Source organism: Martinezella sp. CNPSo 3890 (assembly GCF_057784455.1).
In genome coordinates this window covers 172141-197926 of record NZ_JBXSOR010000009.1, presented here as the reverse complement: position 1 = coordinate 197926, position 25786 = coordinate 172141, and the positions used below count along the sequence as shown (strand labels likewise).

The window sequence follows — 25786 nt, the reverse complement described above, 5'->3', positions numbered from 1 at the left end:
CGGCATTCGCAGAGGTCACGGTGCAATGCAGAGATGGGTGAATCTCGGCACACATGAACACTGAATTGGCCAAACGAAAATGCCCCATACAAAACGTCCGGGGCAATCCTTGCTTCTTGAACCGCGCTAGAGCCGCGGTGCCTCTCCTCACATCAAACCAATCAGAACTCCGACCATTCCTGCTGAAGATGTTTAAGCGCAGCATTGCCTTGCGTGACAGGAGCGGGGCGTGCAGCAAGCCGGCCTGCTGTCGGGGCTGAGGCAGGCCGGGCCGGGGGCCTCGCCCGCGGCTCCATGCGCTCGGTTTCGCCTGTGCGGAATGCGCTCAGAAGCTCGCCAAGACGCTTGCTCTCTTCGGCCAAGCCTGCGCCGGCGGCGTTCATCTCTTCGACCATGGCGGCATTCTGCTGCGTCGCCTGGTCCATATGATTGACGGCGCTGTTGATCTCCGACAGCCCCATGGACTGTTCCTGAGCGGCGGTGGCAATCGCATCCATGTGCTGATTGATCTGCAGGACCAAGTCGGCGATAGCTGCGAGGCCCTCGCCAGTGTCGTTGACGAGTTTCACGCCCTCGCCGACGGCAGCTTCGGAATTGCCGATCAGGGCCTTTATCTCTTTGGCGGCATTGGCAGAACGCTGGGCCAGTTCGCGAACTTCCTGGGCTACAACAGCGAAGCCCTTCCCGGCTTCGCCCGCGCGCGCAGCCTCGACACCGGCGTTGAGCGCAAGCAGGTTGGTCTGGAAAGCGATCTCGTCGATCACGCTGATGATCTGGCTGATCTGCTTGGACGAATGCTCAATTCTGCCCATGGCGCTGACTGCATTGCTGACGACTTGGCTGGAGTTTTCCGCTCGCGATCGAGCACCGCGCACCAAGTCACGTGCATCGCCAGCCCGCTTGGAGGTCGATTGAACATTGGCCGTAACCTCTTCCAGCGCAGCTGCCGTCTCTTCCAGCGAGGCGGCCTGCTGCTCCGTGCGCTTGGAAAGATTATCGGAAGCCTGCGAAATCTCGTAACTGCCGCTGTTGACGAGTGATGCAGCCTGGCCGACCTGGGACATGGCAGCGCGCAGCTGGCTGACCGATGAATTAAAGTCGTGACGCAGAGCTTCGAACTGCGCTGCAAGCGGCGTTTCGATCTCGCAGCTCAGGTCGCCGGATGCCAGATGACGAAGTCCTGTCGCAAGCGCACCGGTGGCCTGCAGCAACTTCTCTTCGGCCTCCGCCTCGGCGCGCCGCTGGACTTCGGCGCGTTCATTCTCCGATGTAATACGTGCCTCGGCGGCTTCAGCCTCAAGCGCCTTGTTGCGCAGGGCTGCCTGCTGGAAAACCTGTACGGAACGCGCCATGGCGCCAATCTCATCACGCCGTTCGACGCCACTGATCGAGACCGAGAGGTTGCCTTGAGCGAGGTCAGTCATGGAATGAGTGAGCGCCCCGACCGGCCTGGTGACCCGAAAGATGATAACGCAGATGCCCGTAATGCTCAGAACCACGGAAACAAGGAAAGTAAGCCCGTAGACGATCAAGCTGACGAACGCATCGTTCTCGCTGGCGGATGCGTTCGCGACCATGCCGTCTGCGGCTGCCGCGGCGGTGTTCGTGATGGTCAGAAGGGCGGCGTTGCCAAGCGGGCGCCAGTCGTCAAGGGGCATGGCCTTCTTCTCACCAGTTGCGAACTTCGCAAGCAATGCACTGTGTTTTGCTGCAAAATCACCGTTGAAGAAGGTCGCGCTGCTGACTTTATAGGCGTCTCTGACGACCTGTGGCGTCGACGGATGATTGACCAGAGTGCCGATCTGTTCCCAGGTGAAATTCGCAGTGTAATCGAATTGTTGGATCTTGCTGACGTCCTCGGGCTTCATCGCCTCTCCGGAGGCGAGCGTGTTGACGAACAACAGGTTTGCAGCCCCAGCCGTTGCGCGCGTGTACCATGTCAGTGCACGGATCTGAATGAGTGCCGTCATTGAGGGATCACTCGTGCGGATCCGGCTTTCGATGGCGGTCGAACCTGCCTCCAACGCGGTCAAGAGCTGCTGACCGAGGTCCAGCGTCGTAGCCTGCAGTGTCGGATCGCGATCAGCAAGCTTCTTGGCGACTTCTCTGTCGAGCTTTGAGCGAAATGCAACTACCCGATCATAGGCGTTCATGACGTCGGCAATCGGGGCTTTGAGCGTCTGGTCATCGATATCTGCAAAGACCGATTTTGCGTCACCCATATATTGGTCGACGATGCCCCTGTCCTTTTTCAACAAGGCGAGCGTTGCATCTTGCGAGCCAAGCTCAAGTTTGGCGAGCGACGAGCCGTCACCTCGCTCGTTGCGGAAGTTGGCGAGTGTCTGGAAGAGCGCGCGGTCGAGCATGGTGAACTTCGAGACGTCGGCATACTTGCCAGCATCGCGATAGGCATCAAGCGTCGAAGATCCCGTCAGCACACATAGAGCGATGCTGAGAAAAAGGAAAATTCCAACAAGTATATTGCGAAGAGAAAAAATCATAATTGCTCACCTACGTTCAGGGTGCCGTAACGCTAACCCGTTTCGCCGAAACCCGTATTTCTGGAGCTCTCGAGGTGAAATTTCTAAAAGAAAAGCAGTCCGTGAGCCATCGAGACGCCGCTCGATCACAGGCGCATCATGCCCTGCCCAATCAGGAGAAAAGTTAGCCCGGTTTTGTTGAAACAGGATTAACGCTTTCCCCTAAAAACACAGGGGATTTTTGATCACCCGGTTAATGTCGTCCATGGTCTCGATTTAACCCGTTTTGCTTCATCTTTCCTGCGTTAGCCAAGAAAGACAAAGTATTCCGAAAAGTTGAAAGTATCTCTTTGAGTTGACGCAAATGCGCGATTGGTCCTTTTCAGATAGAAATCTGCAATAACGGCCTAATCGCCAAACGCCAGCCGCTTAACCATATTGGAGGATCAGCCAAATCACGCCCTAAGCATGTTTGAGTGCATGACTACTTGGCGGTCTCGCGGCTGCCTAGACCATCAGCGGGAGTGCTATCGCGGGGAGCGAGACGATGTCCCGCCGAGTCCCAAGCAACGTTTGATGAGATGCCTGGCGACGACCAAGCGGGAAGATTTGTCGCTCAGAGGCAAGCGTCGCCAACCATCATGAAGGAACCGCCGCGGTCAGGTGTTCAAACCGCCATCGACGTTAAGGATCACACCCGTGACCTGCCTTGCCGCGGGACTAGCCAGGAACGCGACGGCCGCCGCGATGTCCGAAAGCGCCCCATATCGGCCCAATGGGATGAGGTTACGCTGGAATTCAGAATAGTCTCCATTCGCCGGGTTCATCTCGGTATCCGTCGAACCTGGCTGGATCAGATTGGCCGTGATATCGCGCGGTCCCAGTTCCTGCGCTAAGCCCCGGGTGAAAGACTGCAGCGCCGATTTCGTCATGAAGTAAACCGTGCCCGTCGCGCCGACGATCCGATCCGCACCGGCTGAGCCGATCGTGATCACTCCCCCCGGGCCGAGATGCGGAAGGGCAGCCTGCGTCGAAAGGATCGTGCCGCGGATGAGTTGTCATTCCGTTTCGCGACAAGACCCGAGTGGTGAGTGCTTTGCGAAGCGACTGCCCTTTCTCCAGAAGGCAAAATGGCATGGTCGTCGTATTTGCCGCCGAACAATGCGCACAAGGTGCCGCTTTCGAAATTGTCGGCCATGACGATGCCCTTTCCCGCTCGTTGAGAGACGCGAACATGGTTGTCCATGCCGCCCTGAAGGAGGTATTTTCGGGACGCATCGATGATACGCGCCCCGCCTTCAAGGTTTTGACCGATCTGAATGATCTTTCCGCCTTTTCAACATCGTAGACATCAGAGGCCGTTGCCGCCCTGGCGTTCTTGATGACGAGATCAAGCGCGTTCATCGACCACTTCCTATCCTGATTTCATTTGCGGCGCGCGCGGCATCCACTACGGCGGCTCCGGTTTTACGGCTATGATCCAGCATCAAAAGCCCCGCCTGCGACACGTCTCCCCTTATGATGGCATCGAAGATGGCCTGGTGCTCGGCCACGGACTCCTTCCATCGCTGCTCCGAAATCAGTGTTTGGTGTCTGTTGTGCACCGATTGCTTGGTCAGGGTCGTATGCGTAGCTGTCAGCGCCGGGTTGGCCGCCAACTCGACAATCAGCGCATGGAGCTTTTGGTTCGCCTTGAAGTACGCTTTCTGATTACGCTTCGCATAGGCCTCGCCCATCTGATGATGCAAGCGCTCGATCTCCGCGAGCGCCCTTGGCGTCATCCTGGAGACCGCGATCTCGATCGCATGTCGCTCGAGCGCGCCAAGGACGTCAAACATATCCAACAGCTCCTCGGCCGAATACTGCCGGACCCGGGCACCGCGCCCTGGCAGAAGCTCAAGCAGCCCCTCGGACGCGAGCAATTTCACGGCCTCGCGCATGGGAGTTCGAGAAACACCAATCGCCTGAGCAAGAGCGACTTCATTCAATCTCTCGCCGGCAGGCAGGTCGCCACGGCTGACCATCTCACGCAACTTGTCGACTACGTGATGATGCAGCGAGGCGCGCTTTATGGCCACCGCATATGGTGCTTTCGTCGCCGGATCGTCGTCTTCGTCCATGGCCGCTTCCTTGGGCATGATTGTCGCGCCTGCCTCACTGATATCCAACTGAGCAGCAATTAAGCAAGTCACTTTGATGACTAAAATTAAAGCATCCTGACCACATTGAGGGCATGCAGATAAATTACATAAATAATGCACTTTGTAAATATATATAATATTTTCAATAATTTATGATTTGGCATATTGCTTGCAAGTCATGTTTGTCCGTCACACCAGCAGAAGGTTTCGCCAACATGGCCAAAAGCAAATCCGCGATCGCTCGCATGCAAGCCTGCCGCTCCCGCACATCCCTTCTGATCGTAGCGACCTTGTCGCTTGGTCTGCTTAATAGCTCCGCCCACGCAGAAACCCCGAAAGACGTCCTGATCGAAGTCGCGGAGCATGGCCCGAACTCGCTCGACGCCATGGCGCCTGCTGCGAATGAATTCAGTCAGATGGCCTCGTGGCAACTCTACGATCGGCTGATAACGCATGGAACGAAGACCCTGCCGGATGGCAAGGTCATGTACGACGCGACCAAGATCGAGCCCGAGCTGGCAAAGAGCTGGGAAATCCAGGACGGTGGCAAAACTCTGATCTTCCATCTGCGTGAAGACGCCACCTTCCACGATGGCTCGCCGGTGACCGCGGAGGACGTCAAATGGTCATTTGACCGCGCCGTCTCTGTCGGCGGCTTTCCGACGGTGCAGATGGCGGCCGGCTCGCTGACCGATCCCAAGCAGTTCTCCGTTATCGACCCCCATACCTTTAAGATCACCCTCGCTGTGGCCGACAAGCTCACACTGCCAGACCTTGCGGTCCCGGTTCCGTATGTCGTCAACAAGAAGCTCGCCCTCCAGCATGCAACGGCTGACGACCCGTGGGCGCTCAAATGGACCTCACTTAACGATGCTGGTGGCGGCCCGTTCAAGATCGGCAGCTGGAAGAGCGGCGACCGCATCGTCTTCGAACGCTTCGACAACTGGAAATCCGGCGCCCTGCCGGCGCTGAAGCGCGTCGTCCTTCGGGAGATCGCCTCGCCAGGAACCCGTCGTGCCCTACTGGAAAAGGGCGATGTCGACGTCTCCGTCGGATTGCCGCCGAAGGACTATGCCGAGCTTGCAGCCGCCGGCAAGGTCAACGTCATCGGCACGCTGATGCAGAACGAGCAGTTCAACGTCGACCTCAATGTCTCGATGAAGCCTTTCGACGACAAGCGCGTCCGCCAGGCGATCGCCTATGCCCTTCCCTATGACAGCATCATGAAGCAGGCGCTCTACGAGCGCGGCGAACCTCTCTTCGGCGCCGATACGGCAACACCCTTCCCACCGAAGTGGCCGGTTGCTTCCAAGTACAATACCGATCTTGACAAGGCCAAGGCGCTTCTGAAGGACGCCGGCTATGCCGACGGTTTCAAGTCCGACCTCTATATCGACATGAGCCAGACGACCGTTCAGGAGCCGATGGCGCTGCTGATCCAGGAACAGCTGAAGAAGATCGGCATCACCATCGAGATTCACAAGGTGCCCGGCTCCGAATGGTTCGCCAAGATGGGTTCGAAGAGCATGCCGATGGACATCAACTATTTCTACGGCTGGCTGGACTATCCGGAATACTTCTATTTCTGGACCTATGACGGCAAGAACAACAGCGTGTTCAACACGGCCAACTACTCGAATCCCGAACTGGACAAGCTGATTGAACAGGCCCGCTTCGAAAGCGATCCCGCGGCCTACGACGCGATCATCACCAGGATGAACACCATCGCCATGGACGACGTGCCGCGCGTGCCCGTTGCCCATTTGTATTCGGACATCGCAATGCAGAAGAACGTCAAAGGCTACGTTTACTGGTTTCACACGCACCTCGACCTGAAGTCGATCTCGAAAGAATAGCGCGGAGGCCGGGGCGTCCTCGACGGCACCTCCCCGGCATCTAACCCGTATCGGCCAATTGCTTAGGAACGTGATGCGCGGAGATTGAGTTCATGAAGATTGCCCTGAATTTTGCAAAGCGGATCGCGACGGCGATCCCCAGCATCATCGGCGTTGTCGTCGTCACGTTTCTGCTGGCGCGGGCGCTGCCCGGCGATGCGGCTGTCTATTATGCCGGATCCTCCGCAACGCCCGAAAGCATTGCCCAGATTCGCAAGGCTCTCGGGCTCGACAAACCACTCTGGTATCAATTCGGCGATTACACCTCGCGCCTTCTTCATGGAGATCTCGGCACTTCGCTCTCCAGCGGCCAGCCGGTGTTTCAGGATCTTGTCACGCGACTGCCGGCATCGATCGAACTAACGCTCTGCGCACTTATGTTCGCCATGCTGATCGGACTGCCGCTCGGCATCGCGGCCGCGACACGCCCGGGAAAGGCGATCGACCATCTCTGCCGCGTCATCGTCTCTGTCGGAGCAGCCTTCCCTACTTTCTTCGTCGCCCTGGGACTGGTTTATGTCTTCTATTTCAGGCTTGGCATCGCGCCGGAACCGCTCGGTCGCCTGAACGACACATATTTTTCGATACCGCCGACGATTACCGGGCTCTATCTCGTCGACACGTTGCTGGCGGGCGACATCCAGGCATTCTGGGCCTCCCTCTCTCAGCTCTTGCTTCCATCCATTTCGTTAGGGCTGTTCGCGCTAGCACCGATCGCCCGCATCGCCCGCGCCTCCATGCTGGCTTCGCTTTCCAGCGATTTCTGTCGCACCGCGCGCGCCATGGGCCTCTCTCGAACCAGGATCGTCTACGGATACGGCCTACGCAACGCGATGCTGCCCGTCATCAATATTCTCGGCATGGTCTTTTCCTTCCTGCTCGGCGCCAATGTCTTGGTCGAGCAGGTCTTCGCCTGGCCCGGGATCGGCGCCTATGCCGTCAATGCCGTCATCACGTCGGATTATGCCGCCGTCCAGGGTTTCGTGCTGATGATGGCAATCCTCTACATCCTCCTCAACCTCATGGTCGACCTCGCCGCGGCCGTGATCGATCCGAGGGTTCGCTACGATGGCTGAAACCACCTCATCAAACATGCAGGCCAGCACCTTCTGGCGAGATATCAGGCATATGGCCGGCGAAAACAAGCTAACGCTGGCCGCAGCTCTGATCCTGCTGTTCTTCGTCCTCGTTTCGGTATCGGCGCCCTGGCTCGTACCCTATGATCCGCTGGCGGTGGAGCCGGCCGCGGCCCTGAAGGCGCCGAGCCTGGCGCATCCTTTCGGAACCGATGCGCTAGGCCGCGACATCCTCAGCCGGGTTGCCATCGCCACGCGGCTCGACATCGGCATGGCGATCGGCGCCGTCGCGTTGTCGTTCGTCTTCGGGACGGCGACCGGCGCGATCGCCGGCTATTTCGGTGGCTGGACGGATGCCATCATCGGCCGCTTCATGGATACGATCATGGCGTTTCCGCTCTTCGTCCTGGCGATGGGCATCGTTGCCGCCCTTGGCAACAGCGTCGAGAACATCGTGCTGGCGACGGCCATCATCAATCTGCCGTTCTATAGCCGTTTCGCTCGAAGCGAGGTCAATGTCCGCCGCGACATGACCTTCGTCGAGGCGGCGAGAATGGGCGGTAATCGTCCGTTCAGGCTGCTGGCGTTTCACATCGTGCCCAATATCCTGCCGACCATGATGGTCCAGGGATCCCTTAATCTCGGCTGGGCGATCCTCAACGCGGCCGGTCTTTCCTTCATCGGTCTCGGCGTGCGGCCTCCAACGCCGGAATGGGGCATCATGGTCTCGGAGGGCGCCTCCTACATCTTCTCCGGCGAGTGGTGGACCTTCGTCTTTCCCGGCGCGGCACTGGTCATCACAGTCTTCTGCTTCAACCTGATCGGCGACGGCCTGAGAGACATTATCGACCCAAGGAGGCGCACGTGAGCGTACCTCTGCTTTCAGTAAAAAACCTGAACGTCGATTTCCTGACACGATCGGGCACCGTGAAGGTTCTCAACGATGTCAGCTTCTCCCTTCCAAAGGGAGAGATCCTCGGGATCGTAGGCGAAAGCGGATCGGGCAAATCCGTGCTTTCCTATGCCCTGATGGGGCTGCTCGACGACAATGCCGCGATCAAGGCGGATAGGATAGAATTCGGGGGGATCGATCTGGCCGGCCCGACCTCGCCGCTCGCATCCATTCGTGGTCGCGAGCTGTCGATGATCTTCCAGAGCCCACGCACCGCCCTCAACCCGATCATGCGGGTTGGGCGGCAGATCGAGGATGTGTTGCGGCGGCATGGCCCGGTCTCCCGGGCAAACGCCAAGGCCGCGGCCATTGCCGCCCTTGCCCGCGTCCGCATCCCGGATCCCGAGCGACGCTATGAAGCCTACCCCTTCGAGCTCTCAGGCGGAATGTGCCAGCGCGTGATGATCGCCATGGCGCTGTCTTGCTCTCCGTCATTGCTGATCGCCGATGAACCGACGACAGGGCTCGACGTCACGACCCAGGCGGTCGTCATGGATCTGATCCGCGACCTTGTCCGGGAGACCAGAATGTCGGCCATCCTGATCACTCATGACCTCGCCCTTGCCGGGGAATATTGCGACCGTATCGTCGTGATGCATGCCGGCCATATAGTGGAAGTCGCACCGGCCGGTGAACTGCAATCACATCTCGCACACCCCTATACGAAAGGGCTTTTCGCCGCGACGCCCACGGCGGAGACGGAGCTTGAGCACCTGGCCTCTATCCCAGGCAGCCTGCCCGATCTGCGAGGCGAGCTTCCGCCCTGCAGATTCCTGCATCGCTGCGACCGGCGACAGCCGGACTGCCAAACCGCACCGATCCCGCTTCGCCCGATCGGTGGTGATCACTCCGTCCGCTGCAGGCACCCGCTATGAGCGCTTTCTCCTCGCCACTCATTGAAATCCACGGTCTGTCGAAACGCTATCCCGTCGGCACCTTCCGCCGGAAAATGCTTCACGCCGTCGACCAGGTCGACCTGACAATAGCTGAGAGCGAATGCATTGGTCTCGTCGGCGAATCCGGTTGCGGAAAATCGACGCTCGCCCGGGTGCTCGCCCGCCTGATCGATCCGACGGAAGGCGGGATAAGGCTCTCCGGCGTCGAAGTCGGAAAGATTCCGGCAAAGGCGTTCGGCGGATCGCCTCTGCGACGGGACATCCAGGTCGTGTTTCAGGATCCGACGGAAAGCCTCAATCCGGGCTTCACTGTGTTTCAGGCGATCGCCGATCCACTGAAGCGTCTCGTTGGCGGCACCGGCAGGGAGATCGCCGACCGGGTGCTTGCAGCGCTGGACGATGTCGGGCTGCCGCGGGAATATGGCAGCCGCTATCCGCACCAGCTGTCGGGCGGCCAGAAAGCCCGCGTCGGCATCGCGCGGGCAATCGCCGTCAATCCGAAGCTTCTCGTTCTCGACGAACCGACATCAGCACTCGATGTCTCCGTTCAGTCGCTCATCCTCAATCTCCTGTCGAAACTGCAGAAGCAGCGAAACATGAGCTATCTTTTCGTATCTCATGATCTCAACGTCGTCCGGCTTCTCTGCGACAAGATCGCGGTTATGTATCTCGGACGAATCGTCGAATTCGGACCCTCAAAGTCCGTCTACTTCAATCCGCGCCATCCCTACACTCGGGCGCTGATCGACGCCATTCCTGATCCAGAACGGAGGAATTCCGAGCGCACGAAGCTCGAAGGTTCAGCCTCCAGTCCGATCGATCCGAACCCGAACGCATGTCGCTTCGCCGGCCGCTGCCCGGTGGAACTCCCGGCCTGCACGCAGTCCATGCCGCCCCTGACACCATGCGGCGACGGCAATCTGGTGGCTTGTCATCGCGCGGCTGAAGGCGATCCATCATGACCCGAATTCTGCTCTTCAACCCCAACATATCGACTGACGTAACGGACCTTCTGGTCCAGGCAGCAAACCCCTTCCTCTCGGCCGGATCGACGCTCATTCCCGTGACCGCGCCCCGCGGCGTTCCCTATATCGCCACACGGGCGGAAGCCGTGATCGCATCGGGCATCGTCCTGGATGTCCTGGCGGAACGGGAAGGCACTTTCGATGTCGCCATCGTCGCCGCATTCGGCGATCCGGGCCTCGCCGGCGCACGGGAATTGATGCCGGTCCCGGTGATCGGCCTTGCCGAAGCCGCCATGCTCAGCGCCTGCATGCTCGGCCAGCGCTTCTCGATCGTGTCCTTTTCGCGCGCGCTCGGACCGTGGTTTCGCGAATGCGTGGCAATGCATGGCCTTCTCGACAGGCTGGCAAGCATCCGGCTTCTGGATGGACCATTCGCATCGCTGGCCAATATACAAGACGAAAAGGAAGGGCTGCTGATCGAACTGGCGCTCAGGGCCATTGAAGACGATGGCGCCGACGCCATCATCCTTGCCGGTGCGCCGCTTGCGGGCCTCGCGGCACGCGTTCGCGACCGAATTCCGGTGCCGGTGGTGGAATCCGTCGTCGCCGCCGTCAAACAGGCCGAGCTTCTCGTTGCCCTCAATCCGAAAAAGGCATCCGCCGGCAGCTTTCGCCGACCGGACCCGAAACCGTCCATCGGCCTTTCGGCAGCGCTCGAACGTTCGCTGCTGGCAAGCGCACGCCCGGCATCGCCACGGCACGAAACGTTCTCATAGCAGGAGGATCCCATGCCTATCGAAGAATACCCGACCCTGTCAGCCCGCACGATCGCGCAGCGCGTGTCGTCCGGCGCGGTTTCGGCCCGCGAGATACTGGACGCCGCATTCATGGCTCTCGACAAGGTCGAGCCGATCATCCATGCCTTCGCGACACTTGCGCGCGAAGAAGCCTATGCGACCGCCGACGCGCTTGATGGCAGGATCGCCCGTGGCGAACCGGTTGGCCCTCTCGCCGGTGTTCCGGTCGCAATCAAGGATCTGGTTCTGACGAAGGGCATACGAACCACCTTCGGATCCAACCTCTATGCCGACTATGTCCCCGATGCTGATGACATCGTCGTCGAACGGCTGAGAGCGGCCGATGCCATTATTCTCGGAAAGACGAATGTCTCCGAGTTCGGCTTTGGCGCGCATGGCAACAATCTGCTGTTTCCGGCCACCGGCAATCCATGGAACACCGAACGATCTCCAGGCGGCTCCAGCGCGGGCTCGGCGGCAGCCGTGGCGGCCGGTATCTGCCCCATCGCCATCGGCAGCGATGGCGGAGGCTCGGTGCGTCTGCCAGCGGCTCTGTCCGGCCTGGTCGGCATAAAGGCGGCGATGGGCCGCGTACCGCTTTGGCCGGGATGCCGCGACATTTCGCTTCCAGGCGTCTCGGGCTGGGAATCGATCGAACATATCGGCCCCATCGCCCGTGACGTTGCAGACGCAGCGCTCATGCTCTCCGTTATCGCCGGCCCCGATCCTCGCGACCGCTGGTCCATACCCTGTGCCGATCTCGACTGGACCAGCATCGCCCCACTGCCCCCCGGCACGAAGGTGCTCTACTGGCCGACCTGGCATGACCAGGCGATCGAACAGGCACTGAAGGATGCGACGGACAAGGCAGTAGCGCTGGTTGCCGAGGCCTGCGGACTGGAGTTGGTGGTCGGCGTTCCGCCTGAAATCGCCGTGCACGCGACATTCAAGACCATGGTCGCTCTCGAAACCGACCTGACCGGCATGCGCAAGCTTCTCGCGGAAAAGCCGCTTCCCGTCTCCAAGGCGGTGACAGATCTGCTTGCCGAGTCACGGCCTTTCGAGGATGCCACGAATGCCATCACCGCCCGTAAGGCCTTCGTCGATGAAATAGCAAAGGTGATGAGCGGCTGCGATTTCATCTTGACGCCCACTCTCTCGGTCACTGCCTTCCCCAAGGACCAGGATGGCCCGTCGACAATCGACGGCAAGCCCATTGTCCCTTACGAATGGTGCCCCTTCACCTCGCCCTTCAATCTGACCGGTCAGCCGGCCGCCAGCGTACCATGTGGCCTCGTCAATGGCCTACCGATCGGTCTGCAGATCATTGGTCCCCATCTCGCTGACGCGCCGGTGCTTTCAGCGGCCGCGGCCTTCGAGACGGTTCTGCCGAAAATTGGCCGCCCGCCCATCCATGCATAATCAACCCTACCATCAGGAAACACCCGTGAAACCGCTTCGCATCGGGATGCTGACCCCATCCTCCAATACCGTCCTCGAACCCGTGACCATGCAGATGCTCCAGAAACTGCCCGACGTGACGGCGCATTTCTCCCGGTTCCGGGTCACTGCAATCGGGCTCGACGCCGCACTACTGAGCCAGTTCGACGATCGTCCGATGATGGCGGCTGCCGAATTGCTGGCCGACGCCAAGGTCGATGTCATCGTCTGGAACGGCACCAGTGCCGGCTGGCTCGGCCTCGACAGCGATCGTCACCTATGCGAGCGCATCACCAAGGCAACGGGCGTGAAGGCGTCGACATCGGTGCTTGCCCTCTTTGACGTGATGCGTAAGCGAAATGAGAAAAGGATCGGCTTGGTTTCCCCGTATACCGACGACGTCCAGGTCGCGATCGTGAAATCCTTCGCCAATGAGGGGGTCGATATCATCTGCGAACGGCATTTAGGCATTCGAGACAACTTTAGCTTCAGTCAGGTGACAGGCGAAAAGATTTCCAAGATGGTCGGCGAGCTTGCACCGTCAAAACCTGATTCAATTGCTGTATTTTGTACCAATCTCGCCGGCGCCTCGCTCGTTGATCAACTGGAAGCGGCACATGGGATACCCGTACACGACAGCGTCGCGACGGCAATTTACGGCGGACTATCGGCGGTGGGGTATGATCTGAGCCGTGTGTCCGGCTTTGGAAGGATGTTTTCGTAGACCGGTACATCGGAACACGAAAGTGAGCTCCCCGCCATCGCGAGCACTCTTGGTCGGACCAGAGGGCATATTAGACGCGCCAAAACGTCCGACCATCGACACTATCGATGTGCCGTTGTGTTTAGGAACGATCGGCAAGTTGGCGAGGGCCGGCGCTCACCCGATCGACGGCTTTCAGGAAATCGCCAAGGTGACTGGAATGGCTGAAGGGAAGGCGCGGTGCCGCCATGACGGAGGTCCGCCGGAAGGCGACATTCCTACGCCTATTCGCCTCTTGAGCATCGATCACGCCGTTTGCTAGGCGCTGCTTGACACCTGCTTCACTTCGTCGGCGCAGTCCGCGCGGTCAATTTATTTCCGTCCGGGTCGCGAAGATATGCGACGAATGACCCGTTTGGACGCTCCTTGGGCGGGCTCTCGATCGCCATGCCCCCATGTGCTGTTCCGGCGGCATGCCACGCAAGAACATGGTCGGGGGTCGCGGCGGCTATGCCGATAGTCCCGCCATTGGCCGCGGTCGCCGGCTTGCCATCGATGGGTTTCGTGATCATGAGCCGGCCGCCCTCATGGGTATAGATCAGCCTGCCTCTCGCGTCCATCTCGCCGGGATTGCCTCCCAGTGCAGCGAATGTGGCGTCGTAGAAGCTTCTCGCTCGCTCCAAATCGTTGCTTCCAATCATGACGTGAGTGAACATCGTTTCATCTCCACTAAGGTGTCCAATCGCCCTATCCTACGCTAGCCTAGCCATGCTGAAGGCGCAAACCTCCCAATTGGGGAGCCTCTCCCGTCCATTCTGCCCGTATCGGCGATGAAATCCAGATCATTGTCGCTGGCGTATTGCGGCCGCTGATCACGATGCGGGGATAATTTGCAGCTGAATGATGAGCAATTGTCAAATAGCCGGATATAACGTCGAGCGGTCTTGTCATCGATCCCGACCTGGCCGACCAATTGGGTAAGATCGGGCAACAGCATTACGTCGCCGCAGCTTCAAGGCATTACCGCTGCTCGGCGAAAACAACGCTGGCATCGCTGACGATGGCGACATGTGAATAAGCCGCCTGAGCGTCTGCGCGCATGACCAATCAAAGCTTTTTCGCACCGTCACCAGAGGAAATCACCGCACGCTACCGACAAATGAGCCAAGCGATCCTGTTCGGCTGTGCCGAGCCGGGTGGGCTGTAACGGGCTCATGGAAATTCTCAGGGAATATGCTCCGAGCATGTTTGCTCTTGAGAGGAGCCGAACCAGCGACTTTTACCGAGAATGAGCGGAGTTCCGCAACAAGGCCGTCCTCGTCTCCGCTGTCCCTCCCTTGATGCTGAAGACGGAAGCCAATCCCTAAGGTCTGACAAATGAGGTGTTCGACGGCTTCCACTCGGCGCTCGATGCCAACCGGGCGCTATTCTTCCATAAGTTTCCCGTCGGTCCAGGGTCGCGAGCTTGAGTCCGCCTCGCACCACCTTGACCGAATGCAATGAAAAGGGCCTCTCTCGGAGGCCCTTTCGGCATTATTCGAGAATGCGAACGACCTTGCGCGTTTTCGGTTGAACGATGACGCGTTTGTGGTTGACGACGGCGTACGCATAAGTCGGATTATCCGGCACCGGCGTGACGACAACCGTCTCTGGAAGCGCGCGGCCCACAACGATCTGATCCTGCACGACGGCCTCGGATGGAGGCAGGGGCTGTTCCTGAACGTAGGTGACCACTTTCTCCGGCGGCGGATCGATCGCTGTACCGGCAATCGCACCGGCCACACCTCCCACGGCAGCCCCGACAGGGCCGCCGACAACCGCTCCGGTCACCGCGCCGCCCGCGGCGCCGGTTACCGTGGAAGACTGCGCGAAGGCCGAACCGGCCAGAAGGCCAAGGGCAGCAACTGAAACTACAAGTCTCGTTTTCATAGCATTCTCCTTTCCATTTTGAGCTCCTATGAGCTGAAAGGAAAATTACTCAGTAAAGAGAATGTTCCTCTTCGGTTACCATCCAGAGCAATCACGAGTTAGCTGCTTGTGACAAGGTTCGTGATCAGTAACGGATTGCGAAACACCCGCCGGCTAAGCCCCCGAAAAGGCCTGTGAAAGTGCGCGTATGGGAAGAGTTCGTGGGTGGACACGGTCTCAAGCCTCGTGCCGGCGAACCATGCACCCCTCGGCGAACAGAGCCTTGCTTATGATCTTAGATGTGCCAAGGGAATACCAAGCAAAGCCGACAAGCCCGACGGTTGCTAGACACGGCGGATTTCAGCCGCCGGGGCATTGACGAGCCCGCTTTCGAACCGACCGAAGAACGCTCCTCTGTCGACGAGCGATCGTCAGCGTCTTGGGTCATGGTTGCGGTTGGTGTGCCGAAACAGCTCCAGCTTTTCCGCGAGTTCGATCTCGGCCACCGGTTTCCCAATAATTGCAAGCACCGCTTGGGAATATTCCGCCGCGATCGCCTCCTGGCCTGTGACGAAGATACTTGGAATCCCCTGCTGGGAAAGCCAGATAGCCGCATTAGGGCCAGTGCGTCCATCAGCGAGATCGATATCCACTAGCGCTCCGTCTATACTGCCAAGATCCTGTCTTTTGACGAGGTCGGTGAAGCTCATGGCGGACCCCGCAAAGATATGCCCCAAATCCTCAATCATGGCCTCAAGCTGAAAGATGATTAGCGGGTTGTCTTCAAGACAGAATATGCGCAGTGGATATGCCGAAGATGACATGGCTAAAAGGCCTCCTGGAGGTCAAAGGTCCTTCGGTGACACGCGTGCAAGGGGACCGACTTGAGTACAGCGTAGCCCCTGTGGATGAAATAGGATGGTGGGCGGCGTGCCAAAGAGGTTGTATAACGCCGAGCGGATGTAGCGTGTTCCATATCCACTCCTTTTGGGTTCCGATACTGGCGGACCTCCTCTCTCAAGCCATTCGAGATCCAGGTTCCCATCTTGTGAGACGGACCATTTCAGACTGATCCGGCCCTCTGGTTTTAAGAGGGCACCGTATTTAAGCGCATTTGTCGCGAGCTCATGGAAGCACAAGGCCAACGTCGTCGCGGCTTCGGCATTCAGCAAAATTTCCGGTCCCGCGAAACTAATGCGATCGGCGCCTTTCGCCCGATATGGGCTGAAGGTCAATTCGGCGATATGAGAGAACTCGGCTGCATCGCCATTCGCCTGGAATACCGCGGAATGTACGTTGGCAAGAGCGGCAAGCCGACCGGCGAAATCGTCGGCGAACTCATCCAGCGAAACCGCACGCCGACGCGTCATCTGGAAGATTGAGGAAATGCTGGAAAGAATGTTCTTTACCCGATGGTTGAGCTCACGCCGAAGCTCGCGCTCGCGCTCGATGTGATCCCGAACGTCTCGTTGGCGCAGGCGGGCCAAAAGGCTCGATTGAACGCCACTCAGCAATTCGAGCGCCGTTACGGGACGCTGATAGTAGAGCTGCCGCGAGCGGGGCCAAACGGTTGACAGCTCAGCCTGAACGCGGGTCGCAGGAACCATCCGATCCAATAGGATAAGGATAGGCATCTCGGACCATTCTGGCTGCTCGACAAGGTGGCGACCGATCGCCTTCTGCACCTCCGGATCGAGTGCTTCCTGGGTCGCAACCACGACACCGGGCGTTTGTGCCAACAGCGCCCTCAATTGTTCCAAGCCCTCCGCTCGCCGCGCAATGACGTCCTCCTGAGCTAAGAGTATCTCCAAATGTTCGGCGTCGCGCCGATAAGGCGCGATTACCAATACCCAGTCGAGATGGCTGTCATTCGCGGCCACGGGCGATTAGGTCTCCGGAATGGGGTTATAAGGGATCACCGCGACACCGGAGCTTTGAATGAACAATTCCCGTACGTCGAGATCGTGTGGACCGTGCCGTTTCTTCACGACGGTAATGCTCCGTCGCAGCCTACCCTCATGCTCGGTAATTCGCAGCAAAAGCACCGTGTCGCCCAGAAAGCTTACATCGACATCAATAGCGACCCCTTGTCCGAGCAGACCATGCTGCGCCACTATAAGGATGGTAAGCACGCCAGCTCGCGCCAGAAATTTCAGGAGCGATTGGATGTCTCGGACCGCCTTTTCGCGATGCGGCAATGAATTCAGATATCCCGTGAAGCTATCGATGACGACGACTTTTACCCTTTCACTGCTCACCGCTTGCTGCACGATCTGACCGAACTCACCTGGCGATATCTCATTCGGGTTGAAATCCCGGATGATCAACTGACCATCTTCGTGGAATTGGCGCAGATCCATTCCCAATCCCTCCGAACGCCGGAAGAAAGTCTCTATTCGTTCCTCAAACAGGAACAGGCCTACGCTCTCGCCTCGTTTGAGGGCCGCAGTCGCATAAAGCGAGGCCATGGTTGATTTACCAGTACCCGCCTGACCGATGACGAGCGTGGTTGTTCCCGCTTCCTGCCCACCGCCGAACATGTCATCGAGGGTATCCACACCTGACTTGATCAACTGAGGCTCGATCGCTCTCGCCACGGCGCCCGGTATGATCCGCGGGAACACGACCACGCCCTCGCCTTCTCGGATCGCCATGTCGTGATAGCCGTCCGCGACAGGCACACCGCGCATCTTACTGACCTCGATGCGGCGGCGAACCGCGCCATATTCCTCAAGCGATTTGTCGAGACGAATGACGCCGTGAGCGATGCCATCGACCTCTTCGCCTGTTCGATCGGTCTCTGGTGTTTGGGTATCAAGCAGCAGAGCCACGATGTCGCGTTTGGCAAGAAACGCCTTGAAGGCGATCAACTCACGACGAAAGCGGGGTGAATCGCCGGTGATCAACCGTATTTCCAGCAGTGAGTCATAGACCAATCGGCTCGGTTTGTGTTCCTCAATCGCGGTTTCGATCATCTTCCTTGTCTCGTCGAGACGGAGTTCGGCCGTCTGAAAAATGGACTGGTCGGTTGCTCCCTTGATCGAATCGGAGGCCGCGAGCTCTTCCACCCGGATGCCCTCAAGCGTCCAGCCGTGGGACAGGGCGATCGCTTCCAGCTCCGCCCTCGTCTGAGACAGGCTGACATAAATGCAGCGCTCTCCGTTCGCGGCACCGGCGCGGAGGAATTGTAAAGCTGCGGTCGTCTTGCCCGACCCCGGCGCACCTTGAACAATATAGAGATTTGATGCGGGCAAACCGCCACGGAGAATTTCGTCCAGCCCGGGAATGCCGGAACTGACCACTGCCGGCTTCTTGCTCTCAACCACGTTCACCTCTCGCGTACACCAAATTGACGACGTACAACGCCCGATCACGAGATCGAGTTCCTGGATCGCGGAACAACTATGAGCAAACGCCCGCGTTTCGAAGTGTGGTTAAACGCAAATCAGTGTTTTTGAAGAGGCCAGACGCCCTGCTTTCTTTTTGAGGTGCGTGGAGGCCGCCACCTAAACGGCTTTGGCGCGCATGAAGGGCAGCCATTGCTTGCCAGAAGTCTCAATCCGGGAACAAAGCGATTACACGGTCGTTGGTCTTCATGTTAATCGAGGAGACGATGTCGCGGTTTGTGACGTCAGCTCCCAGCACACGGATAAACACGAACGCAACACCATCACGTCGCTGGTCAATAGGCGTTCGGAAGCAAAAGGAGGAAACGCTCATGGATCATAGCAACCACATACGACTGACCGAAGAAGAACTCACACAAGCTAATCTGGAAGGCACATCCATTTATGGCGCCGATGATCATAAGATCGGTACGGTTGACCACGTGCATGGAGCCGGCAGCAGCAGCAGCGTCGTAATTGATGTCGGCGGCTTCCTTGGCATCGGTGCGAAGCCGGTGTCCGTTCGAGTGACCGATCTCGATTTCATGCGTGACGAAAGCGGCGATGTCCATGGCGTGACGTCTTGGACAAAGGACCAGCTGAAGGCAATGCCGGAGCATCGCGATTAAACGCTGGAGGGAGCTTCCGCATGCGGAGCCTCCCTTTCGAACCTACATCTTGGACACAGTCGCCGGCGCCGCACCCAGCGGAATTCAGATGGCGCCGGATTATATCAGGTCTCTTTTTTCATCACACGGCCACGTGATTTAAACGCCGACCGCGAGGGCCGAGCCCGAGCGCGCGCCTCAATCTCCGTTTTCCTCCGCCCGGAGCTGATCGATGGCATCCAACGCCTCGTCTGCCGACCATCCCGCACGTAGAGCCGCGGCGACGAGGCGGACCTCCACTTCTTGCTCCAGCTTGAGAAAAGAAACCTCAAGCGCTTCCTTTGCCGTGAGGACGTGATCGTCGGGTGAGATAACGTCAGGAATTCTTGCGGCCTTTGGCACGGCGTTCTCCGTCAAATCGAGGGACAGTTTTCAACAGTTTCAATTCCGCGTTGGGCGGAATTGTTCCGTTTCCGCGTTTGTCCGTGGGTTAAAGATGTCTGGCTTGAACAAACTACTCAGAAGCTCCCAAAATGTTCCACTCGATAGACAACTCGCCGGGGAATATGAGGTCGGCGATTGACGAAGTCCCTGGGCGGACGGCGAAATGGCCAACGGCGACCATGCGCTAAGCTGGCGAGGAAATAGAGGAACACACCTCTTTCAATGGTCATCAGGAACTTTCCGCATGGTGCCTCGTTCTGGCACTGGAAGGGCTCCCCGCCTTCCTTTCGGTTCTCCTGACCGACGCCGATAGCTGCTCGCTCGCGGCTATCGGCATTCCCTCAATACAAGGATGCGGCATCACAGATACCCTGAAGACCAATGATCCCCAGTTCGCCTGCGCTCCTCGGCCCTCCCCTGCCCTTGTCTTCGGAGAACCAGCGGCCGATGCGTTTTTTTGGGTGGCACGGCCGGGCATGAACCAGGCTTTGAGGTCGCTCCATCGCGCGCGGGAAACGGAACTTACGATGACGTCCCGGCTCGATCTCCGCCAAAGCCGTCCGAGCTCGCGCTGCAGGCGTGCCTCAGCCAATCCGAAAAGGCGCGCACTTTCTGGCGCGCTTCGGCGCGGGCCGGCCAGAGTGCGTAGTAGCCGTAGCCGCTGTCGATAATCCGCTCGAATGGAGCGACCAGCTCGCCGCTTTGGAGATCCTGGCGCGAAAAGGCAAGATCGCCCATCGTCACGCCATAGCCGCTCGCAGCAGCGGTCATCGCGAAATCCTGCGTGTCGAAGACTTGATGACGGGCCGCCTGGAACGAATAGACGCCTTCGGCCTGCAGCCAAAGGGTCCAGTCGCTATGGCGCGGATTGGAATGCAGCAGAACGCAGTTCTGCAGGTTTTTGACCGCGGGCGGATCGCCCAGTTTCGATAGAAACTGTGGCGAGCACATCGGCGTCAACTGCTCCCGCAATAGCGGCAGCACGTCCATTCCGGGCCAGTTACCATTGCCGTAGGTGATCAGCATGTCGATATCGCCGACCGAAAAGGTGGGCCTCAGGAACCAGGCGGTATCGATATTGATGTTCAGGTCCTCGTGATGCCTGTGGAGATCAGGCAGGCGCGGCAGGAACCATTTGCGCGCGAAGGTCGGCGGCATGCGGATGGTCAGCGAGCGCACTGTCGTTCGCGTCGCCTCGAACGAGGTCTTCAGCGACGCCAGCAATCCGTCGACGATCGGGATCAGCGCCATGCCGCGCTCCGTCAGCGCCACCTTGCGGGTGTGGCGTTCGAACAGGCTGCAGCCGAAATAATGCTCGAGCTGCTGCACCTGGCGGCTGATCGCGCTCTGACTGAGGTTGAGCTCCGCCGCCGCCGCTGTGAAACTGCCCGTTTCCGCGACAACGGAAAAGGTCTGCAGGGTCTGCAGCGGCGGCAACCTGTTGTGATCGAACCTTGGCTCCATTCCCTACCCGGCTTCTTTGCTGTCTCGAACGGCAAGCATTAAAGCATGTGGATGGAATGGCAACCGATCCGCTCAGGCGATCGCCCGACGCACGGTCTCGATGGCTTGCCGGACCCTTCGCGGCGCCGTGCCGCCCTTGTGATCGCGGCTAGCAACCGATCCCTCGACCGTCAGCACCTCGAAGACATCCTCGCGAATACCAGGCGCAAAGGCCTGCATCTCGGCAAGGGAAAGCTCCGAGAGCGTCGGAAGGGCCTTGTCGCGGGCCGCACCGACGATTGCGGCGACCGCATGGTGCGCATCGCGGAACGGAACGCCGGCGCGGACGAGATAATCGGCAAGGTCGGTTGCGGTCGAATAGCCTTGAGTAGCGGCCGCGAGCATCCTTGCGTGCTTGACCGTGATGGTCGGGATCATTTGCGCCGTGACGCTGACGGCGGCGCGGACGGTCTCAAGCGTATCGGTCAGCGGCGGCTTCGATTCCTGCTGGTCCTTGTTGAAGGCAAGCGGCTGGCTTTTCATGAGCGCGGCCGAAAAGGCGAGATTGCCCATGACGCGGGCGGCCTTGCCGCGCACCAGCTCGGCCAGATCCGGATTGCGCTTCTGGGGCATGATCGAGGAACCGGTGCAGAACTGATCGCCGACCTCGATGAAACCGAACATCGGCGTGCACCAGAGAATGACTTCCTCGCTGAAACGCGACAGGTGCCCCATGATGATCGAGCCGGCGCTGCAGACATCGACGACATAATCGCGATCGGAGACGGCGTCGAGCGAGTTGGCGAAGGAGGTAGAAAAGCCAAGCTTGGACGCGCTGTATTCAGGATCAATCGGATAACCGGTGCCCGCAAGCGCCGCCGCGCCAAGCGGCGAAATGTTGAGCCGTTCGCGTGCCGCGCCAACCCGGTCGAGATCGCGCAGGAACATTTCGACATAGGCCATCAGATGATGGCCGAAGGTGACGGGCTGCGCCACCTGCAAATGCGTGAAGCCGGGCATGATCGCATCGGCATGTTTCTCAGCGAGATCGACAAAGGCGCCGATCAGCGTCTTGAGATCGCCGGCGAGGAGATCCAGTTGCTCGCGGGCATAGAGACGAATGTCGGTCGCCACTTGGTCGTTGCGCGATCTTGCCGTGTGCAGCTTCTTGCCCGCATCGCCGATAAGCGCGATCAGCCGATCCTCGACATTGGTGTGGACGTCTTCGAGTTCTGCCTTCCATTCGAAGGCACCTGAACGCATCTCTTCGGCCACCTTGTCGAGACCGGCCTGAATCTGCGCGTTGTCCTCCGCAGTCAGAATACCCGCGCGCGCAAGCATCTCGGCGTGGACCTTCGATCCGGCGACGTCGTGCAAGGCGATGCGCTTGTCTTGATCAAGGCACTCATGAAAGCTCTCGAAATCCCTGGAGACGGCCTCCTTGAATAGCGGCGACCATGTGACTTCTTTCTGATTTCTCATCGCGGTCTTCCCTTTTGAACGAATGCCGCCCTCCTCCGGGCACACTCCCTATTGAAGCAGCGCCAGCAGGCTGCTGGCGTCGGTCTGATTTTCGAGATCGAGAACGAAGTCGCTGAGAGCGTCGACCCTTGATGCCGGCAGCACCATGCCGCCAAGCGCGGCATATTTGCCGATCAGTCGCTCATCACTCAGCGGGTTCTGCGGGCCTCCAAGAGGAAATTCGACGACGAGCTGATGCCGTTCGCCGGATGTCGTGACGATGGTGATCGCCGGCTCGTCCTCGTCCTTCATGGAGGGATCAATTCGCACCGTGATGCGATCCATCAACAGGCCGATCTCCACGGCCGACCACGCGGCCTCCTCAAGCTCGGCCAGAAAGACCTTGCCGTAGCGCAGCCGGGCCGCCAGGGCATAGGGCAAGCTCATCTGGGCCTGTGCGCGCGACTCGATGATCTTGCCGCCGCACATACCATACTGGAAGCCGCTGATATCGACCTCGATGGCGGCGATATCGTCGGGCTTGAGACCATGACGTTGTAGCATGATATCAAGCGCATCGATGCCCGCATGCGTGCCACGGCAGGTGGCATGCGGCTTGATCGAGCATCGGTTCAGGCGCCAGTTGTGTCCGAAGTCGCGGATCAGCGCCTGCGGATCGCCCTTGCCGGCGCCGAAAGTCGCAAAAAAGCTGCCCCAGCGCTCCACCTCGAAGACGCTATCAGGCCCCTCGAATCCCTGCCGTGCGAGATAGGCGGCCATAAGCCCGCCTTCGGCGGCGCGGCCGGCATGAAGCTTCTTGGTCGAGCTGCCATTGTGGATGAAGGCCCAGGTTCCACCAGCAAAGGAGCAAGCGGAGCCGAGAGCGGAGGCCATTGCATTGACATCGAGGTTCACGATGCTGCCGACGGCAGCGGCAGCGCCGAATGAACCGCAAGTGCCTGTCGAATGCCAGCCGAGACCGTTGTGCTCTTCATATCCGCCGACCGCCTCCAGCACGCGACGGCCGACTTCATAGCCGAGCAGGACGCTGCGCAGCAGCTCGCTGCCGCTCACTGGCTGGCTTCGATCGCCAAGCGCGGCGACCACAGCTGGAAGGACGACGGCGCCGGAATGATCGCAACCGCCGCTGTCATCAAGCTCGTAGGCATGGGCCGATACGCCGTTGACGAAGGCGGCTGTCCTTGCGTCCGACGCGATCGGTCGTCCCCAGATCGCGGCATGACCGGTCTGGGCCTTGATATCAAGCATCGCCACGACCGCATTGGTTTCGCGAGAGGCCGAGCCGGCGATGGCCGCTCCCAGCGTATCGAGAATATGGAGCTTCGCCTTGTGAATGGTCTCGGGCGGAAAAGCTTCATAGCTCGTCGAGCAGACAAGCTCCGCCAGTGCCTGTGTCAAATTATCGCTCACGGGGCCGTTCCTCATCGACATAGGCTTCGTAGACATTGATCGGGTGATCGCCCGGTGCGGCAAGGCCCTTATTGGCATGCCAGCGCGCGACATCCGCCGCCGTCGCCAGCCACACGTCACCGAAGCTTGTGATATGGGCGAGCAAGGCCTCGACGAGCGCGATCCGGCCTGGCGTTCCGGTCCATTCCGGGCGAAGTTGGATGACATAGCAAAGGCCGTATTTGCGATAGGCATCGAACTCGGCGATCCAGTTGCCAAGAACCGCCTCATAAGACGGAATGCGGCTTTGCCCTTTTGGAAAGGCCGGGGTGAAATTGAACTGGAAATAAGGCCGATCTTCCAGCTCGATGTGAACCGGGATCTCCACCAGCGACGAGGAATGGTTGTAGGGCACATCATCTCCGTTCAGCGATGCCGACCAGGTATATCCCGCCTCGACCAGTAGCCGGTCGAAGTGACGCGGCCAGTTTCCGGCAGGCAACCGGAAGCCGGAAACCTCGTTCGCTGCGATCCCGCTCAACCTGTCACGGCTGCGCTTGAGGAGGTCCACGGCGGCAGGCGCATCCATCGCGTCATAGCGCTCGAAATCCCAGCCGTGGCTCTCGATCTGATGATGTGGCGCCACGATGTCGCGCAGCAACCGTTCGTGTTTCTCCGCAACGATGCCGGGTACGAACCAGCTGGTGGATATGCCAGCATCGGCAAAGGCGTTACAGAGACGCTCGACGCCGCGCGCGGCGCCATATTGCCAGACCGAAAAGCTCTTGCTGCGCCCTTTGAGATCAGGCGCCTGCACGACGGCATCGAGCCCATCGTCGAAGATCACCGCGACGATTGCCGCGCATGTCTTGCCCTGTGGCCAGAAACCTTCAAATGCCGTGCTGCTCATGCGGTCTTCTCCGGATGTTGTGCGATCCACCACTTTGCGATTTCGGCGCAGTGTGTCGCCCAGACGCTGTCGCCATGGCTGGTGATCGCCTTGAACAGACCCTCGAGGATCGCAAGCCGACCCGGTTTGGCGCAGACTTTCGGATGCAGGATCGTCGTCCAGCAGAGCCCTTCGCGGTGGTAGCCTTCGAATTCGGCGCACCAGTTCCTTTGAACATCGGCGTAACCGGAGATGCGGTCGAGGCCGATGGGAAAATCAGGCTCTTCGCTATAGGCGAGCGCGGTATAATCATCGATATCCCAGCGGCCCGGAATCTCGACCAGCCCACGACCGAGCGATGCCGCGTGAAAATAAGGCCTGTCGTCGCCGCGCATAGAGCTCGAATAGATGACGCCGAACTCGTGCAGCAATTGCGCGGTCTCGTCACTCCAGTCGCCGGACGGCGTGCGGAAGCCGACCGGCGTCACACCCATGCGGCTTTGAAAGACGTCGCGGGAGCGCCCCATGATGTCGAGCTGCTGCTGCCGGCTGCACTCGATGAAAACCTCGTGATAGTGGCCGTGATAAGCGATCTCATGCGCATCCAGAAGGATGCGTTCGCATTGCGACGGCCAATGTTCGACCACCCAGGTCGGCACGAAGAAAGTCGCCTTGAGCCCATGAGCCGCGAGCAGATCGAGAAGCCGCGGCAGTGCCCGCCACGGGCCGTAGGCGCCTTGCGTGAAATAGCGGGGATTGGAGAGCAGCGAGCCGTCAAGCATCGCATCGCCCGTCGGGCCATCGACATCGAAGGCAAGCGCCACAGCCGATTGCCGGCCTGCCGGCCACAGGCTTGGTCTTGCCGATTTGATTGCACTCTTCGCAGTCATGG

At 59.4% G+C, this 25786-nt stretch carries 23 protein-coding genes and 3 pseudogenes; 11 read left to right on the top strand and 15 right to left on the bottom strand.

Features of this window, described 5'->3' with window-relative positions; genetic code table 11:
* Window positions 1-161 precede the first annotated feature (161 nt).
* Together AC13RC_RS21215 and AC13RC_RS21210 are read right to left on the bottom strand one after the other, a co-directional pair.
* The gene (locus tag AC13RC_RS21215; RefSeq protein ID WP_113390670.1) at window positions 162-2501 is read right to left on the bottom strand and encodes a methyl-accepting chemotaxis protein; all 2340 of its coding nucleotides are present in this window, start codon (window positions 2499-2501) and stop codon (window positions 162-164) included.
* 638 nt (window positions 2502-3139) lie between these two features.
* A pseudogene (locus tag AC13RC_RS21210) lies at window positions 3140-3529 on the bottom strand (SDR family NAD(P)-dependent oxidoreductase); the annotation flags it as partial.
* An 86-nt stretch (window positions 3530-3615) separates the two neighbouring features.
* Between AC13RC_RS21210 and AC13RC_RS21205 the strand changes: the two are divergent.
* Complete coding sequence (locus tag AC13RC_RS21205; RefSeq protein WP_113352136.1) at window positions 3616-3828, top strand: hypothetical protein; 213 nt, start codon at window positions 3616-3618, stop codon at window positions 3826-3828.
* 52 nt (window positions 3829-3880) lie between these two features.
* On the opposite strand, the gene AC13RC_RS21200 is transcribed toward AC13RC_RS21205, so the two are convergent.
* Window positions 3881-4600, bottom strand: a complete 720-nt coding sequence (locus AC13RC_RS21200; protein ID WP_233788530.1) for a GntR family transcriptional regulator — start codon at window positions 4598-4600, stop codon at window positions 3881-3883.
* Between the two features lie 236 nt (window positions 4601-4836).
* Between AC13RC_RS21200 and AC13RC_RS21195 the strand changes: the two genes are divergently transcribed.
* From AC13RC_RS21195 to AC13RC_RS21160, 8 genes are all read left to right on the top strand, one after another.
* Window positions 4837-6477 (top strand): ABC transporter substrate-binding protein, encoded by a 1641-nt coding sequence (locus tag AC13RC_RS21195; RefSeq protein WP_113352138.1) that lies wholly within the window; start codon window positions 4837-4839, stop codon window positions 6475-6477.
* A 92-nt stretch (window positions 6478-6569) separates the two neighbouring features.
* Entirely contained in the window at window positions 6570-7592 is a 1023-nt protein-coding gene (locus AC13RC_RS21190) for an ABC transporter permease (RefSeq protein WP_113352139.1), read from the top strand.
* On the top strand, window positions 7585-8460 hold the full coding sequence (locus AC13RC_RS21185; RefSeq protein WP_233788531.1) for an ABC transporter permease: 876 nt from the start codon (window positions 7585-7587) through the stop codon (window positions 8458-8460). Before AC13RC_RS21190 ends, AC13RC_RS21185 begins: the two co-directional genes overlap by 8 nt.
* The gene (locus AC13RC_RS21180; RefSeq protein ID WP_113352140.1) at window positions 8457-9419 is read left to right on the top strand and encodes an ABC transporter ATP-binding protein; all 963 of its coding nucleotides are present in this window, start codon (window positions 8457-8459) and stop codon (window positions 9417-9419) included. Before AC13RC_RS21185 ends, AC13RC_RS21180 begins: the two co-directional genes overlap by 4 nt.
* The gene (locus tag AC13RC_RS21175) at window positions 9416-10402 is read left to right on the top strand and encodes an ABC transporter ATP-binding protein (protein WP_113331794.1); all 987 of its coding nucleotides are present in this window, start codon (window positions 9416-9418) and stop codon (window positions 10400-10402) included. Before AC13RC_RS21180 ends, AC13RC_RS21175 begins: the two co-directional genes overlap by 4 nt.
* Window positions 10399-11181, top strand: a complete 783-nt coding sequence (locus AC13RC_RS21170; protein WP_113352141.1) for an aspartate/glutamate racemase family protein — start codon at window positions 10399-10401, stop codon at window positions 11179-11181. The genes AC13RC_RS21175 and AC13RC_RS21170 overlap by 4 nt, the downstream gene beginning before the upstream one ends.
* Window positions 11182-11193: 12 nt before the next feature.
* Window positions 11194-12624: an amidase gene (locus AC13RC_RS21165; RefSeq protein WP_113352142.1), complete on the top strand. Its 1431-nt coding sequence runs from the start codon at window positions 11194-11196 to the stop codon at window positions 12622-12624.
* Window positions 12625-12649: 25 nt separating this feature from the next.
* Window positions 12650-13366, top strand: a complete 717-nt coding sequence (locus AC13RC_RS21160; protein WP_488558336.1) for a maleate cis-trans isomerase family protein — start codon at window positions 12650-12652, stop codon at window positions 13364-13366.
* Between the two features lie 320 nt (window positions 13367-13686).
* Here the strand turns inward: AC13RC_RS21160 and AC13RC_RS21155 are convergent, their stop codons facing one another.
* The gene (locus tag AC13RC_RS21155) at window positions 13687-14061 is read right to left on the bottom strand and encodes a VOC family protein (protein WP_113352144.1); all 375 of its coding nucleotides are present in this window, start codon (window positions 14059-14061) and stop codon (window positions 13687-13689) included.
* Window positions 14062-14365: 304 nt separating this feature from the next.
* Window positions 14366-14449, bottom strand: a pseudogene (locus tag AC13RC_RS21150) (GntR family transcriptional regulator); the annotation flags it as partial.
* A 203-nt stretch (window positions 14450-14652) separates the two neighbouring features.
* Between AC13RC_RS21150 and AC13RC_RS21145 the strand changes: the two are divergent.
* Window positions 14653-14799 (top strand): annotated as a pseudogene (locus AC13RC_RS21145) (alpha/beta fold hydrolase); the annotation flags it as partial.
* Between the two features lie 79 nt (window positions 14800-14878).
* Here AC13RC_RS21145 and AC13RC_RS21140 read toward each other — a convergent pair.
* From AC13RC_RS21140 to AC13RC_RS21125, 4 genes are all read right to left on the bottom strand, one after another.
* Window positions 14879-15274 (bottom strand): DUF1236 domain-containing protein, encoded by a 396-nt coding sequence (locus tag AC13RC_RS21140; RefSeq protein ID WP_113352146.1) that lies wholly within the window; start codon window positions 15272-15274, stop codon window positions 14879-14881.
* A gap of 410 nt (window positions 15275-15684) precedes the next feature.
* Window positions 15685-16077, bottom strand: a complete 393-nt coding sequence (locus AC13RC_RS21135) for a response regulator (protein ID WP_113352147.1) — start codon at window positions 16075-16077, stop codon at window positions 15685-15687.
* A 21-nt stretch (window positions 16078-16098) separates the two neighbouring features.
* Window positions 16099-17133, bottom strand: a complete 1035-nt coding sequence (locus tag AC13RC_RS21130; protein WP_113395635.1) for a sensor histidine kinase — start codon at window positions 17131-17133, stop codon at window positions 16099-16101.
* A 6-nt stretch (window positions 17134-17139) separates the two neighbouring features.
* Window positions 17140-18579 (bottom strand): DUF7125 family protein, encoded by a 1440-nt coding sequence (locus tag AC13RC_RS21125; protein ID WP_162748798.1) that lies wholly within the window; start codon window positions 18577-18579, stop codon window positions 17140-17142.
* Window positions 18580-18971: 392 nt separating this feature from the next.
* Here AC13RC_RS21125 and AC13RC_RS21120 point away from each other — a divergent pair, with 392 nt between their 5' ends.
* A complete protein-coding gene (locus AC13RC_RS21120) occupies window positions 18972-19268 on the top strand; it encodes a PRC-barrel domain-containing protein (RefSeq protein ID WP_113352150.1) in 297 nt (98 codons plus the stop codon).
* 177 nt (window positions 19269-19445) lie between these two features.
* Here AC13RC_RS21120 and AC13RC_RS21115 read toward each other — a convergent pair whose 3' ends face one another.
* From AC13RC_RS21115 to AC13RC_RS21090, 6 genes are all read right to left on the bottom strand, one after another.
* Entirely contained in the window at window positions 19446-19649 is a 204-nt protein-coding gene (locus AC13RC_RS21115) for a hypothetical protein (protein WP_113352304.1), read from the bottom strand.
* Between the two features lie 564 nt (window positions 19650-20213).
* Window positions 20214-21155 carry a LysR substrate-binding domain-containing protein gene (locus tag AC13RC_RS21110; protein WP_113352151.1) on the bottom strand — a complete coding sequence of 314 codons (942 nt, stop codon included), beginning with the start codon at window positions 21153-21155 and terminating at the stop codon, window positions 20214-20216.
* 72 nt (window positions 21156-21227) lie between these two features.
* Window positions 21228-22616 carry an argininosuccinate lyase gene (gene argH, locus AC13RC_RS21105; RefSeq protein WP_113352152.1) on the bottom strand — a complete coding sequence of 463 codons (1389 nt, stop codon included), beginning with the start codon at window positions 22614-22616 and terminating at the stop codon, window positions 21228-21230.
* Window positions 22617-22664: 48 nt separating this feature from the next.
* Complete coding sequence (locus AC13RC_RS21100; protein ID WP_113352153.1) at window positions 22665-24026, bottom strand: MmgE/PrpD family protein; 1362 nt, start codon at window positions 24024-24026, stop codon at window positions 22665-22667.
* Complete coding sequence (locus tag AC13RC_RS21095; RefSeq protein WP_113352154.1) at window positions 24016-24915, bottom strand: polysaccharide deacetylase family protein; 900 nt, start codon at window positions 24913-24915, stop codon at window positions 24016-24018. Before AC13RC_RS21095 ends, AC13RC_RS21100 begins: the two co-directional genes overlap by 11 nt.
* Complete coding sequence (locus AC13RC_RS21090) at window positions 24912-25784, bottom strand: polysaccharide deacetylase family protein (protein WP_488558335.1); 873 nt, start codon at window positions 25782-25784, stop codon at window positions 24912-24914. The genes AC13RC_RS21095 and AC13RC_RS21090 overlap by 4 nt, the downstream gene beginning before the upstream one ends.
* Between the last annotated feature and the right edge of the window lie 2 nt (window positions 25785-25786).